The sequence below is a fragment of the Oceanobacillus sp. AG genome (assembly GCF_009746545.1).
Lineage (GTDB): Bacteria > Bacillota > Bacilli > Bacillales > Amphibacillaceae > Oceanobacillus > Oceanobacillus indicireducens.
The window spans coordinates 60384-74186 of the sequence record NZ_WOWT01000009.1 but is presented as its reverse complement, the minus strand read 5'-3'; the positions used below and the strand labels follow the sequence as shown (position 1 = coordinate 74186).

Sequence of the window (13803 nt, the reverse complement as noted above, 5' to 3'; positions counted from 1 at the left end):
ATGACTTTTTTAATCATACATTCCAGTCAAGCTTCTCAAGGAATTGATAAATATCCTCATGCAATTCATCTTTCTGCTTGTCCAACGTGATAACATGGCCGGATTCCTCATACCATTTAATATCCTTCAAATCGGCCTCGACATGATCATAAATATAATTCGCACTTTCTGTATTGATCATCATGTCGTTTCTAGCCTGGACGACAAATGTCGGAGTGTAAATCGTGTCTACATTATCCTTTACTTCTTCAATCGTCTCTTTCAATAAAGAAAACAGTTCAGTAGATTCTTCCATGACAGTTGCTACTTCGCGTTCAATAGTTTTTGCGTCTTTTCGTTCGAGTTGTTTATATTCTTTGGCAAAGAGTTCAAAGCCTTGTGTTAGTTGAGTCTCATTATCAAAAAACATTGGTGCACACATTGAAATTATACCTTTCACCTGGGTTGAATAAGCAAGCTTTAATCCAAGCACGCCTCCAAGTGAAAGTCCGGCAACAGCAATTTCATCATAACCTAGTTCCTTCAAGTGATTTAATGCTAAATTCACATCTTCCCACCACTGATCTGGATTTGACTTAATCAGCTCTTCCGGCGGAACTCCGTGTCCCCGATAAATCGGTGCATGAGATGTGTAACCTTTTTTCTCCAAAAAGCGGCCAAGCATTCTGACGTCCGCTGTATGCCCTGTGAATCCATGTAGTAATAGAACAGCTCTTGGTCCCGCTTCAAATGTAAAGGCTTGTGGCTGTTTAATCTTCATATCTATCTACCCTTTCAATCAATACTCTAAAACGATGTTCAAAAAAGAAGATAAAAAGGACCGCGATCGGCTAAAAACACAATCGTCTTTCTAACGCCGACACTAGCTCATCCTGTGTGTCGATTTCGAGGTGGCTAGAGCTTCCAGGATCGAAATGTACGTTAGTAGGTACATGAGAAACGAGAAAGCAAGCTAACGAGCTTCTCGTGTGTAGTGAGTTCTACGCCCTCCACAAGACGTGGACGGTTTTAGTAGAACCTCCTCTTTCGAAGTGTCACTATTTACCATTTTGAACAACCTGTCTAAAAAACCCCTACCACAAACGTGATAAGGGTAATTATTATTATATAACATATGCACTTAAGAAAGCTAAAAGGAAGAATAGGATTCCTGTTACTACCGTACCACGATGCAGGAATAAATCGAGTCCTTTTGCTTTTTGTTTCCCAAATAATTGTTCAGCTCCACCGGATATTGCTCCCGATAGCCCGGCACTTTTCCCTGATTGCAGAAGAACAAAGACAATCATAATAAGTGCATCGATTACCAATAAAATATTTACTGCCATTTGCATGTTACAATGACACCTCCCGTGACGACAATTACTATTATATACTTTATCACAAGTGTATTTTATATAGCAAGATAATACTTTAGTTTTATTATTTTTTCTTTTCTAATCTAGGCGTTATAATGGGCTTTAGGAGGATGAGGAGAATATGAATGAAGAATTTTGGCTAACCGCAGAAGATGATTGTGAATTATATATCCGAAGCTGGGGTAGTGATATCAAGGATGCAAAAGCAGTTATTCTCATATCCCATGGAATGACAGAACACATCGCAAGGTACAAGCAACTTGCCGCCTTTTTTAATGGCAAAGGGTTCATCGTCTATGGGGATGATCACCGGGGACATGGTAGAACGGGAGAGAAACAAGGTCAACTCGGTTTCATCGCGGAAGCAAATGGCTTTGAATTATTGGTGGAAGACCTACACCTTCTTATACAATATGTGAAAAAACAGCATACAGGATTACCGATTTTTATTTACGGTCATAGTATGGGATCCTTTATAACAAGAAATTACATTCAGAATTATTCCGAGGAAGTTGCCGGAGTACTATTAGCTGGTTCTGGTTTTTTCCCCGAGCGAAGCAGTAAAGTTGGTTTGGAAATTGCCTCTTTTCAAAATCCGAGGAAAGAATCGACTTTCATGAACAATCTTGTATTCGGTAATTATAATAGTAAAATCGTCCAAAAGCTGACTAGTTTTGATTGGCTCACAAGGGACGGCCAAGTTGTAGATGATTATATCGCGGATCCACTTTCCGGTTACGTACCAACTGCCGGTTTTTTTATTGATTTGCTGACTGGTATTTTACAGATGCAGGACCCGGAGCGCAACAAGCGGATCAGAAAGGATTTACCAATGCTTTTCATAAGCGGAGATGCCGATCCGGTCGGTAATTACAGTAAAGGTGTCTTTCAAGCTGCAGAAAGCTACATAGAAGCCGGTCTAAGCGATGTGATTGTCTCCCTCTATCCAGATGCTAGGCACGAATTACACCAGGAAACAAATAAAGAGGAAGTGTTCGCCTTTTTGGAGCAATGGATTAGGAAACAATTATAAAGTGAAACTTCATTCAGTGGGGGTTTCCTTCCCTCCTCCACTAAATGTTCAGTTGAACAGAATCAGGAATTTACGGACTGTATATCCCCCACCTTCACATCTTGGGCGGGCTTCCCTCATGTTTAGATGTGGGGGTATTACAGACCGTTAATGCGTGATAAAGGTGAACTAGAGAAGCGAAGTGGACCAATCCGAAACCGGGAACGGTCCACTTCTTGCTTATTTGCTTGTGGACTTCAGCATTCTTACTATACCGCTATCTTCCTACTCAATCACCTCTATCCACTGATCCACCGGCGTTCTTCCTTTATCCCTTGTTGTCTTATCGGGGTAGCCAATTTGTAAGACAGCGGCGATCTTATGCTTCTCATGATCCAATCCAATTCTCTCGATAAACTGCTCGTCGTGCATATAAGGTGTAATCGTCCAGAGCATGCCAACACCGTATTCCCAAGCAGCAAGCTGGGAGTTCTGAATAAAGGCTGCGACCGATGAATACTCTTCTTCGTTTCGAATCGGGTCGTTGGGGATTTCATAATAAATCAAAGCGTGATGAGGGATGGTGAATAGAAAATCAGCAATCGATGCCCTCGAACGCATTGCCTTCTCGGAATTACCACTTGGTAGCATGCCTGAGCGTTGATAGCTTTCAATAATTGCTCGTATGAGCTGTTCTTTCCCGTCTCCTTGATATAATTTTATCCTCCATGCCTCAGTCATATAATGTGTTGGTGCATAGGAACCGTATGTAAAAATTTCTTTTAACGTAGACAGCTCTATTTTCTCACTCTTAAAACTTAGCGTGGAGCGTCGTTCTTTAATTGTATGTAATAGATTCATTCCGATTCCCCTCCTGTTATTACTTATTATAGCGCTTCAACCAAGCAGAAGACAAAAATATCCTAGACTCAGAACAAGTCTAGGATATTTTTCCCTTTTGTTAATTCATAGGAATCTTAAAATCATATGCTATGGATAACTTTCCGGAGATAGCCACATCCACTCTGCGCCCATCACCGCCTTTGTTTCTTACTTTTTCAAGTTATAGAAAGCATTTTTGCCTGCATATTCAGCGATACCTGCAAGTTCGTCTTCGATACGCAGTAACTGGTTGTATTTCGCAACACGGTCCGTACGGGACGGTGCACCTGTCTTGATTTGACCAGCATTTGTTGCAACTGCAATATCAGCAATTGTTGCATCTTCTGTTTCACCAGAACGGTGGGAGATTACTGCTGTATATCCTGCACGTTTTGCCATTTCAATTGCTTCAAATGTTTCTGTTAATGTACCGATTTGGTTTACTTTGATTAGAATAGAGTTGGCAATACCTTTCTCAATTCCTTCTTCAAGCTTGGATGTGTTCGTTACGAATAAGTCGTCACCAACAAGCTGGACACGGTCACCGATACGGTCCGTTAATAACTTAAAGCCATCCCAGTCATCCTCGTCAAAACCGTCTTCAATAGATACGATTGGGTATTTGTCAACCATTTGCTCATACCATTCAACCATTTCTTCAGACGTACGGACGACACCTTCACCTTTGAAGTTGTATTTCCCGTCTTCAAACATTTCAGATGCGGCAACGTCCATTGCAAGCTGTACTTCTTCACCTGGTTTATAACCAGCAGCTTCAATCGCTTCGATGATTGTCTGTAGGGCTTCTTCGTTAGATCCAAGGTTAGGGGCAAATCCGCCTTCATCCCCAACTGCTGTGTTCAATCCTTTGTCAGCCAGAACTTTCTTCAATGCATGGAAGATTTCTGCCCCGACACGTAATGCTTCTTTAAATGTTGGAGCTGCGACAGGCATAATCATAAATTCTTGGATGTCTACGTTGTTGTCTGCGTGCTCTCCACCATTTAAAATGTTCATCATTGGAGTTGGCAGTACGTTTGCGTTGAATCCGCCAAGGTAATTGTATAATGGGATATCAAGGTAGCTGGATGCTGCATGAGCTGCTGCCATGGATACGCCTAAGACTGCGTTCGCACCTAGTTTTCCTTTGTTTTCTGTTCCATCTAATTCAATTAATAATGCATCGATGATATTTTGTCTTGTAACGTCAAGCCCAATCAGTTCTGGAGCGATAACTTCATTTACGTTATTTACCGCTTTTTCTACACCTTTACCTAGATAACGACTCTTATCACCGTCACGTAATTCTACTGCTTCATATTCACCAGTAGATGCACCACTTGGAACGAGGGCAGAACCGAACCCACCTGATTCTGTCGTAATTTCAACCTCAACCGTTGGATTACCACGGGAGTCTAGTACTTCTCTTGCATAAACATCTGTAATGTATGGCATTTATAATTCTCTCCTTTTATCTATTGTTTTTAATTTACTTTTTTAATAAAGAATTACCGGTCATTTCTTCAGGCTTATTTACGTCCAATAAATCAAGCAAAGTTGGGGCTAAATCTGCTAGAATTCCACCGTCCCGTAATTCCGCACCCTTCTCGGTAACGATTACCGGAACCGGGTTTGTCGTGTGTGTTGTCATCGGATCCCCTTCAAGTGTCATGACTTCATCGGAGTTACCATGGTCAGCAGTAATAATTGCTTTACCACCGAGTTCCAGAATTTTATCGACGATCTTGCCTAAACATTCGTCCACTGCTTCAACTGCTTTAATGGTCGGCTCTAGCATTCCGGAATGACCGACCATATCCGGGTTCGCGAAGTTTAAGATGATTGCTTGCTGGTTACCTTCTTCAAGTTCCTTCAGTAACGCGTCCGTTACTTCATATGCACTCATTTCCGGTTTTAAATCGTAAGTAGCTACTTTTGGTGAATCGATCAAAATTCGTTTTTCACCAGGAAATTCCTCGTGACGTCCACCACTCATAAAGTAAGTGACATGTGGATATTTTTCCGTTTCGGCAATTCGCAATTGATTCAATCCGTTTTCAGATAGAACTTCTCCGACCGTATTCTTCAAATCGGTTGGACCAAACGCAACTGCACTATTTATATCATTACTGTAGTTCGTAAATGTGACGAAATCAATGTCCTGTGGAACATTTTCACCACGTTCGAAGTCACGGAAATCTACATCCGTAAATGTTTTCGTAATTTGAATTGCCCGGTCTGGTCGGAAGTTGAAGAAGATGATCGAATCATTATCTTCAATCAGGCCGACTGGCTCTTTATTTTCATCAATGATGACGGAAGGTTCAACGAATTCATCAAAGATTCCGTGTTCATAGGAATCATAGACGGCATCAAGCGGATGCTGATAAGCTGGACCTTTCCCATGTACCATTGCGTCGTATGTTTTCTTCACACGATCCCAGCGATGATCCCGGTCCATGGAATAATAGCGGCCGGAAACCGTTGCAATCTTCCCGACACCTAATTCCTGCATTTTCTCCTCCGTTTGACGGATATATTCAGCAGCTGTTTTCGGGCCTACATCTCGTCCGTCCAAGAAAGCATGCACATAGACATTTTCCAAATCATTCGCTTTTGCCAGTTTTAGTAAAGCGAATAAATGGCTGATATGGCTGTGAACTCCACCATCTGAAAGTAAACCGAACAAATGGAGTGCTTTTTGTTCTGTCTTGGCTTTATGAATGGTCTGAAGGAAAGCTTCAATCTGGAAGAAGTCGCCTCCCTGAATCGCCATATTCACTCGAGTTAGGCTTTGATAAACGATACGACCAGCTCCGATATTCAAGTGGCCGACTTCAGAGTTTCCCATCTGACCTTCTGGTAATCCAACTGCTTCCCCACTCGCTGTTAATTGATTATGAGGGAATTCATTCCAATACCGGTCAAAGTTTGGTGTGTTTGCTAATTTTACCGCATTTCCTTTCACTTCATCTCGTAAGGCAAAGCCGTCGAGGATGATTAGTGCTGCTAAATTTTCTTTATTCATTAATACCTGCCTCCACAAGGGATAAGAAAGAATCCGCTTCTAGGCTCGCACCGCCAACTAACGCACCGTCTACATCGGACTGGCTTAATAATTCATCAATCGTTGCCGGCTTCACACTACCGCCGTACTGGATAATTACTTTATCCGCAGTTTCTTCTGATGTAAGTTCTTTAATAACATTACGAATTTCACGGCATACTTCATTCGCATCTTCACTTGACGCAGTTTTGCCTGTTCCGATCGCCCAGATTGGCTCATAAGCAATGATCGTCTTAGCAATTTCTTCAGCTGACAAATCTTTCAATGCTGCTGTAACCTGGCTCTGGACAAGCTCTACAGTTTCATTCGCTTCTCTTTGCTCAAGACTCTCCCCAACACAAACAATTGGTGTTAACCCGTGCGCATGAGCTGCTCTTGTTTTTTTGTTTACTGTTTCATCCGTTTCCGCAAATAATTCTCTACGTTCGGAGTGGCCTAAAACGACGTGGGTTACACCAATATCTTTCAGCATAACCGGGCTTACTTCACCAGTAAACGCACCACTGTCTTCAAAGTGCATATTTTGAGCAGAAACTTTAATCTCTGTACCTTCCGTCGCTTCCACTAAAGCTGGTAAATAAGGGAATGGTGCACAAATGATCGCCTCAGCCTTGTCATTTGTCGGAATTTTTTCCCGGATTGCCTCGACAAATTCTCTAGCTTCACTTGCCGTCTTATTCATTTTCCAATTTCCTGCAATTACGTTCTTACGCATGTTTCCACTCTCCCTACTTATTTTTCATCTAAAGCTGCGATACCTGGAAGAACTTTACCTTCCATAAACTCTAAGGAAGCTCCTCCGCCAGTTGAGACATGATCCATCTGTTCAGCGAAACCAAATTGTTCAACAGCTGCAGCAGAGTCTCCACCACCGATAATCGAGAATCCTTCTGTATCTGCAAGAGCTGCGGCAACTTCTCTTGTACCGCCTGCAAAAGAATTCATTTCAAATACACCCATCGGTCCATTCCATAAAATTAATGCAGACTCCTGAATCGTTTTACGATAGATTTCCCGGGTCTCTGGACCAATATCAAGCCCTTCCCAATCTGCCGGTATTTCATTTACAGGTACAATTTTTGTATCTGCTGCATCAGAGAAGTCATTAGCGACTACGATATCAACAGGCATTAAGAAATTGACATTCTTCTCTTTCGCTTTGCTCATGAATTCATTGGCTAGATCAATTTTATCTTCTTCAAGAAGTGAATTTCCAATTTCGTTACCTTGTGCTTTAATGAATGTATAGGCTAGTCCACCACCGATAATTAGGTTGTCGACTTTGTCAAGCAGATTATCGATTACATTAATCTTATCTTTGACTTTCGCTCCACCAATAATTGCTGTGAATGGACGTTTTGGATTTTCCAGTGCATTACCGAGAACTTCAATTTCTTTTTCCATTAAGAACCCTGCGGCTGCCGGCAACTTCTCTGCAACTCCTACCGTTGAAGCATGTGCTCGGTGAGATGTTCCAAAAGCATCATTAACAAAGATATCCGCGAACTTGGTGAATTCTTCTACTAATGCCGGATCGTTTTTCTCTTCACCCGCTTCAAAGCGAACATTCTCAAGCAGAAGAATACCCCCTTCTGGCATTTGGGAAACTGCATCTTCTACTTCTTTTCCAAATACTTTGTCTGCTTTTAATACTTCTTTACCCAGCAGGTTGCTTAAATGTTCAGCAACAGGGTCTAATCTTAAATCTTCTACTACTTCCCCTTTTGGTCGGCCTAAATGACTTACTAAAATTACTTTGGCACCTTGTTCTGTCAAATATTCAATTGTTGGGATAACTGCTTTGATTCTTGTATCATCCGTTACCTTCCCGTCCTGCATTGGAACGTTCAAGTCGACACGGCATAATACCCTCTTCCCTTTTACATCAAAGTCTTTCATCGTCTTTTTATTCAAATCATCAACCTCCCAAATGGTTTTGCAACGTTTTATTGTATTGTTCCATATTTTGCTTTCCATCCATCATTATATACCAGGTGGAAATGAAACGCTTGTGATTCGTTGAGTTTTGTTGAATAATTGGATTTTTTATTTATTTAATATGTACATAGGATTTCACCTGTTTCTAAAATGAAAAAAGCGAAGGAGGATGACTTTTCCTCCTCCGCCCTTTGTACATAAACAATTACGGTTTATAATTATAATCCTTTGCTGTTAAGCAATTCTACAAGGTCAATACAACGAGCTGCATATGCATATTCGTTATCATACCAAGAAACAACTTTTACCATGTTGTCTTCCATAACCATTGTGGATAGACCATCAACGATTGAAGAGTGAGCATTACCAACAATGTCAGAAGAAACGATTGGATCCTCAGTGTACTGAAGCACACCTTTCATTGGACCTTCCGCAGCTGCTTTGAACGCATTGTTCACTTCTTCTTTTGTTACATTTTTCTCCAATTCAGCAACTAAGTCTGTTAATGAACCGTCTGGAGTTGGAACACGCACTGCCATACCGTTCAATTTACCGTTAAGCTCAGGTAATACTTTACCTACCGCTTTAGCAGCTCCCGTTGTTGTTGGGATAATATTCGCAGCTGCTGCACGTGCACGACGGTAGTCTTTGTGCGGTGAGTCAAGCGTATGCTGGTCGTTCGTGTAAGAGTGGATTGTTGTCATCATTCCACGCTTCAAACCAAATGTATCGTTTAACACTTTTGCAAATGGTGCTAGACAGTTTGTTGTACATGAAGCATTTGATACAACGTGGTGGTTTGCTGGGTCATATTGATCGTCGTTAACACCCATTACAATTGTTAAATCATCATCTTGTGCAGGTGCAGAGATGATTACTTTTTTCGCGCCAGCATCGATATGTTTTTGTGCTTGATCACGTTGAGTGAAACGACCTGTAGATTCAATAACAACATCTACACTAAGCTCACCCCAAGGAAGGTCTGCTGGATCTCTTTCAGATAATACTTTAATCTCTTTCGTACCAATGAAGAGGCTTGAACCTTCCGCTTTCACTTCTTCTTTTAGAGATCCATGTACAGAGTCATATTTCAAAAGATGTGCAAGCATATCTGCATCTGTCAAGTCATTTACTGCTACAACTTCCATGTTCTCGCCATGTTCTAATGCATGACGTAATGCAATACGACCAATTCTTCCAAATCCGTTAATACCAACTTTTACTGTCATGTTATTGCCTCCCTAAATTTATAAAAAATATATTGCTGATAAATTTATTTTTAAAAGGCATTTAGCCTTCTAAAATCTCTCTTGCGCAGGCTTCGTCTGTGATTAAAAGATCACTTTTTCCTGCTTCGAAATAGGACGCGATCGCTTTCGCCTTTGACTGACCACCTGCAATCGTCACTACATGCCCAATTTCATTTAGGTCATGCAAATGAAGTCCGACAGTGCGTACCCTGTAAACAGTATTACCATCTTGGTCAAAATAATATCCAAAAGCCTCACTTATTGCTTCATTCTCTTTTAATTTATCGAGAATGTGTTGTGGTGTCTTCCGGCGATTCGCCATTTTGAGTGCGTCCCCAACACCATGCAATACAATGTCTGCCTGTTTAATCTTGGACACGATTGCTTGTATAGACGGCTCTTCCATTAAACTTTTATACGCTGCTTCACTTAATGGATCCGGGACATAGAGTAAGCTGTAATTACCGCGGGACTTCTTTGCCATCTCCTCGGCTATTCTTGTCGCCTGGTTCTCAACTTTTTCACCAAGCGCACCTCGGGCCGGTACGAAAAGATAATCTTCCTCTTTATTAAGAGGTGTCATGACATCGGCAACCGCAGCAATTGTACTGCCACCTGTAACAGCAATCGTATTATTCGCCGTAATAATAGATTTCAAATAGGCGATACAGGCTTTACCCATTTCCTGTTTTACCCATTCCTGCCCATCACTATTCCCTGGTACAATAATTACCTTGTCTAGTGATAGTTTTTCCTTTAAACGTTCCCTTAAAACATGAAGCCCTTTTAATTCACCCATAAAATCTGTCAGTTCTTCCAGTAGCCGTTTCCCTTCCTTCGTAACATACATCCCCTTACTCGTAATTTCGAGCAGGCCTTGTTCTTGAAGAAAGTCAACCTCACTACGAACCTGACGTTCAGTCAATCCTACGTTTTCACTGAGTGCACGTCTTCCGATGGGATGAAAGAGACTGACACTCTGCAGAATTGCGAAACGTTCTTCTAAGACTTGAAGCAGGTCTGGTACAAGTTGTTTCTGCAGATTAACGATTGCTTTCATATCGCTACTCCTTCTTCTGGACACTTTATGTCCACGCTAGTCAAATTACGTCCCTCTACAATATCGATTATATCATAGAGATTTATTTTTACAACTAAAAGGAATTAAAAAGAGAGAAATTAGCTCATCCTAATTTCTCTCTGAATGTTTTTTCAGAAAAGCTTCTATTGTATTGAAGCTGATTTCTTCACAATTCATTTGTTCACCATTAATTTCTATTACCGGAATTTGAAGTTGATACTCCGCAAGCCACTCTTCCCTTGAGTGAATATCCCGTTTTTCTAATGTATGTGGATAGTCCACTTCAAAAGAGGATAGTAATGCCTCAGCATCGTCACATAATGGACAGATTTCCTTCGTATAAAATATAATATGCACCAGATAATTACTCCTTTCTTCGTTTATAGGAAGCGGGAATATTTAGTTCTTGTCTGTACTTCATCACTGTTCTTCTCGCAATGTTCACGGAATATTTCTCCTGTAAACGACTTCTTATCCTCTCGTCGGATAATGGTCGAGCCTTGTCTTCCTCTTCAATCAACCGGTGGACCATGTGTTTTAGGACAATTGTTGTTTTTTTACCGTCATCTTGTGAAACACCAGATTGGAAAAAGAATTTGAGCGGATAAATTCCATGTGGTGTCTCGACATACTTATTGTTAACCGCCCGGCTGATTGTGGATGTATGCAACTCAAGTTTATCCGCAATATCACTTAATGTCATCGACTTTAAATGAAGTAAACCAAATTCAAAGAAGTCGACTTGCCTCTCTACAATCTCACGAATAACAAGTTCAATAGTAGCCGTTCGATATTTAAGTGCTCCTTCCAGCCATCGCAATTGGTCACGCTTGGACTTCAGAAACTTCTCTGCTTCTTTGTCCACCAATTGATTATACGATGAATCAATTACTAGTTTCGGAGCCGACCAATGATAAAATGTAATTTTCCACTTATCTTGATCCTTCCAGATTTTCGCTTCCGGGACTATATATTCCACATCAGTCGTATCGAGCAATTTACCTGGCTTGGGATCACAGGATTGAATAAGCTTGATTAGATCATCCAATTCCCCCTGCGTGATTCCATATGATTCCTGTATAGCAGTCCAATCATAATCAGCAATCCAATCAAGATGATGAAGAAGTAAATCCTCTATAAAGGGGCGATAACCATCCATCTCGCGGAGTTGCAGATAGATACATTCTCCAAGATGTCTTGCCCCAATGCCACGGGGCTCAAGTTGCTGAATAATATGTAGTGCTTTTTCCGTAATGGAATATGTCGTGTTACAGGCACTTGCCCATTCTTCGAGAGTTATTTCCAAATACCCATTTTCATTCAAGGAGTCAATTCCAAATTCGACAGTCGGAAGGAATTCTTCCGGGATTTCTATGGTCAGCAATTGCTCTTTCAACCGGTCGTATAATGTTTTCTCACTGGAATTCATCGCGTCGATGGAGTATGTATCGGACGCTTGATAGGTCTGTTGACGTTCTTCTGCATCATAGACGACTTCTTCGATTAATGGATTTTCCTCAGCTATCTCATTGATGTATTCGTACAATTCAACGGAAGTGAACTGAAGCATTTGTATGGATTGAATGAGTGACTGGTTCAATTTGCGCTGGATTGTTTGCTGTTGGACCAAGTGCTGTTTCACAACGGACAACTCCTTCCCCATAAAGTGAAACTTCATTCAGTGAGGGTTTCCTTGCCTCCCCACTGAATGTTAGTTGAACAGAATCGGTTATTTACGGGACTGTATACCCCACCTTCATATGTTGGTCTTCCCTCACGTTTAGAGGAGGGGCTATTACAGACCGTTAATGCGTGATAAAATATCCCTGTTTCTACTATATAATGATAAATCAATTTATTCAAAGATTGATTGCTTTCATACAGCGTAAGTGTCTGTAATTCTCTTCTGGAGGTCCGCAGTCCAGACACCTCTCGCTTTCCGCAGGCGGCTGGTGAGCCTCCTCGTACGCTTTGCGTACTGCGGGGTCTCACCTATGCCTTTCCTCCTGCAGGAGTCTCGAGGTGTCTGGACTGCTCCCAGGAAAAGCCGGATTTAGAACTCTAATCTATATTCCAGCAGTCAATATTCATAGGGGTTGAATAAGTTCCATTTAGAAAAATCGTCCTCACTAGTTCAGTTGCCCCGGAGGACGGTGACTCCTACGGGAAAAGCACGTGTCCGAAGACCCCGCAGGAAGTGCTTTTCTTCCGAGGAGGCTGAGGCCGTGCCCGTGGAAAGCATCCGTCCTCCGGGGCAACTGAACGGCGGTTAGAGAGCCACTCTGGAGAACGCGCAAAATACTTACGCTGTATGAAGGTAATTAGCTTTTTTAGTTCTTCATTTTCGGGTCGAGGGCGTCGCGGAGGCCGTCGCCGATTAGGTTGAAGCCTAGGACGACGAGGACGATAGCGATTCCCGGGACGATGACGGTCCATGGTGCGAGTTGGATGAAGTCTCTTGAGTCCGCAAGCATCTGTCCCCACTCAGGTGTTGGCGGCTGGGCGCCTAGTCCTAAGAACCCTAAGGCTGCAGCTTCTAATATTGCCGTACCAAACCCGAGCGTTGATTGGACGATGATCGGTGCCACACTATTCGGCAAAATATGCTGAAAAATAATCCTTCCATGCTTCATTCCCTGAGCTTTCGCCGCCATAATATACTCCTCTTCCCGTAGACTTATTACCCGTGACCTAACAAGTCTTCCAAATATCGGTATATTAATAATCGCAATTGCAAGTAATGCATTTTGCAAAGATGGCCCTAGAATCGCAACAATTGCAATTGCTAGTAGAATACTTGGGAAAGCAAGTAGAATATCAAAGATACGGGAAATAATCATATCGACCCAACGGCCAAAATAACCAGCTATAATACCTAGAAAGGTTCCGAACACTAGTGCACCCGAAACAGCAATAAACCCAACCATCAACGATACCCTTGCCCCGTAGACAAGCCTTGTGAAAATATCTCTTCCTAAGTGATCTGTGCCGAGCCAATATTCTCCAGATGGTGGTTGCAGCCGGTTTGCAAGATTTTGTTCATAATACGTGTACGATGTGAACAATGGGGCAAATATCGCTATCAGGACAAAGAATATGATGACGGAAAATCCAATGATCGCCAATCTATTTTTCCGCAGCTCGCGAAATGTATCTTTCCATGGCGAAGTAACTTCCATCTCTTCATGGTCCATCAAGTGACCCTCTGCTGCAGG

Annotated in this window: 13 protein-coding genes; 1 reads left to right on the top strand and 12 read right to left on the bottom strand. The window is 41.9% G+C overall.

Annotated features, from left to right (window positions below):
- Positions 1-13: 13 nt before the first annotated feature.
- Positions 14-760, bottom strand: a complete 747-nt coding sequence (locus tag GN217_RS05960) for an alpha/beta hydrolase (RefSeq protein ID WP_156855751.1) — start codon at positions 758-760, stop codon at positions 14-16.
- Between the two features lie 343 nt (positions 761-1103).
- The gene (secG, locus tag GN217_RS05955; RefSeq protein ID WP_156855750.1) at positions 1104-1334 is read right to left on the bottom strand and encodes a preprotein translocase subunit SecG; all 231 of its coding nucleotides are present in this window, start codon (positions 1332-1334) and stop codon (positions 1104-1106) included.
- A gap of 145 nt (positions 1335-1479) precedes the next feature.
- On the opposite strand from secG, the gene GN217_RS05950 reads away from it, so the two are divergent.
- Positions 1480-2391, top strand: a complete 912-nt coding sequence (locus tag GN217_RS05950) for an alpha/beta hydrolase (RefSeq protein WP_156855749.1) — start codon at positions 1480-1482, stop codon at positions 2389-2391.
- A 264-nt stretch (positions 2392-2655) separates the two neighbouring features.
- Here the strand turns inward: GN217_RS05950 and GN217_RS05945 are convergent, their stop codons facing one another.
- The 10 genes from GN217_RS05945 to nikC all read right to left on the bottom strand — a co-directional run bounded on the left by GN217_RS05945 (position 2656) and on the right by nikC (position 13782).
- The gene (locus GN217_RS05945; protein ID WP_156855748.1) at positions 2656-3231 is read right to left on the bottom strand and encodes a nitroreductase family protein; all 576 of its coding nucleotides are present in this window, start codon (positions 3229-3231) and stop codon (positions 2656-2658) included.
- Positions 3232-3420: 189 nt separating this feature from the next.
- Entirely contained in the window at positions 3421-4707 is a 1287-nt protein-coding gene (gene eno, locus GN217_RS05940) for a phosphopyruvate hydratase (protein ID WP_156855747.1), read from the bottom strand.
- A gap of 34 nt (positions 4708-4741) precedes the next feature.
- Entirely contained in the window at positions 4742-6280 is a 1539-nt protein-coding gene (gene gpmI, locus GN217_RS05935; RefSeq protein ID WP_156855746.1) for a 2,3-bisphosphoglycerate-independent phosphoglycerate mutase, read from the bottom strand.
- Positions 6273-7034, bottom strand: coding sequence for a triose-phosphate isomerase (tpiA, locus tag GN217_RS05930; protein ID WP_156855745.1), 762 nt, complete (start codon positions 7032-7034; stop codon positions 6273-6275). Before tpiA ends, gpmI begins: the two co-directional genes overlap by 8 nt.
- A 17-nt stretch (positions 7035-7051) precedes the next feature.
- Complete coding sequence (locus GN217_RS05925; protein WP_156855744.1) at positions 7052-8233, bottom strand: phosphoglycerate kinase; 1182 nt, start codon at positions 8231-8233, stop codon at positions 7052-7054.
- A gap of 242 nt (positions 8234-8475) precedes the next feature.
- Entirely contained in the window at positions 8476-9486 is a 1011-nt protein-coding gene (gene gap / locus GN217_RS05920; RefSeq protein ID WP_156855743.1) for a type I glyceraldehyde-3-phosphate dehydrogenase, read from the bottom strand.
- Positions 9487-9547: 61 nt separating this feature from the next.
- Positions 9548-10567, bottom strand: a complete 1020-nt coding sequence (locus GN217_RS05915; RefSeq protein ID WP_156855742.1) for a sugar-binding transcriptional regulator — start codon at positions 10565-10567, stop codon at positions 9548-9550.
- A 129-nt stretch (positions 10568-10696) separates the two neighbouring features.
- Positions 10697-10945 (bottom strand): glutaredoxin family protein, encoded by a 249-nt coding sequence (locus GN217_RS05910; protein ID WP_232334348.1) that lies wholly within the window; start codon positions 10943-10945, stop codon positions 10697-10699.
- A gap of 7 nt (positions 10946-10952) precedes the next feature.
- Entirely contained in the window at positions 10953-12266 is a 1314-nt protein-coding gene (rpoN, locus tag GN217_RS05905) for an RNA polymerase factor sigma-54 (protein ID WP_232334347.1), read from the bottom strand.
- Positions 12267-12918: 652 nt separating this feature from the next.
- Complete coding sequence (nikC, locus tag GN217_RS05900) at positions 12919-13782, bottom strand: nickel transporter permease (protein WP_156855824.1); 864 nt, start codon at positions 13780-13782, stop codon at positions 12919-12921.
- Positions 13783-13803: the final 21 nt, after the last annotated feature.

Coding starts and splice junctions, on each gene's coding strand:
- GN217_RS05960 (WP_156855751.1), bottom strand. CDS start 760: ATGAAGATTAAACAGCCACAAGCCTTTACATTTGAAGCGGGACCAAGA.
- secG (WP_156855750.1), bottom strand. CDS start 1,334: ATGCAAATGGCAGTAAATATTTTATTGGTAATCGATGCACTTATTATG.
- GN217_RS05950 (WP_156855749.1), top strand. CDS start 1,480: ATGAATGAAGAATTTTGGCTAACCGCAGAAGATGATTGTGAATTATAT.
- GN217_RS05945 (WP_156855748.1), bottom strand. CDS start 3,231: ATGAATCTATTACATACAATTAAAGAACGACGCTCCACGCTAAGTTTT.
- eno (WP_156855747.1), bottom strand. CDS start 4,707: ATGCCATACATTACAGATGTTTATGCAAGAGAAGTACTAGACTCCCGT.
- gpmI (WP_156855746.1), bottom strand. CDS start 6,280: ATGAATAAAGAAAATTTAGCAGCACTAATCATCCTCGACGGCTTTGCC.
- tpiA (WP_156855745.1), bottom strand. CDS start 7,034: ATGCGTAAGAACGTAATTGCAGGAAATTGGAAAATGAATAAGACGGCA.
- gap (WP_156855743.1), bottom strand. CDS start 9,486: ATGACAGTAAAAGTTGGTATTAACGGATTTGGAAGAATTGGTCGTATT.
- GN217_RS05915 (WP_156855742.1), bottom strand. CDS start 10,567: ATGAAAGCAATCGTTAATCTGCAGAAACAACTTGTACCAGACCTGCTT.
- rpoN (WP_232334347.1), bottom strand. CDS start 12,266: ATGAAGTTTCACTTTATGGGGAAGGAGTTGTCCGTTGTGAAACAGCAC.
- nikC (WP_156855824.1), bottom strand. CDS start 13,782: ATGGACCATGAAGAGATGGAAGTTACTTCGCCATGGAAAGATACATTT.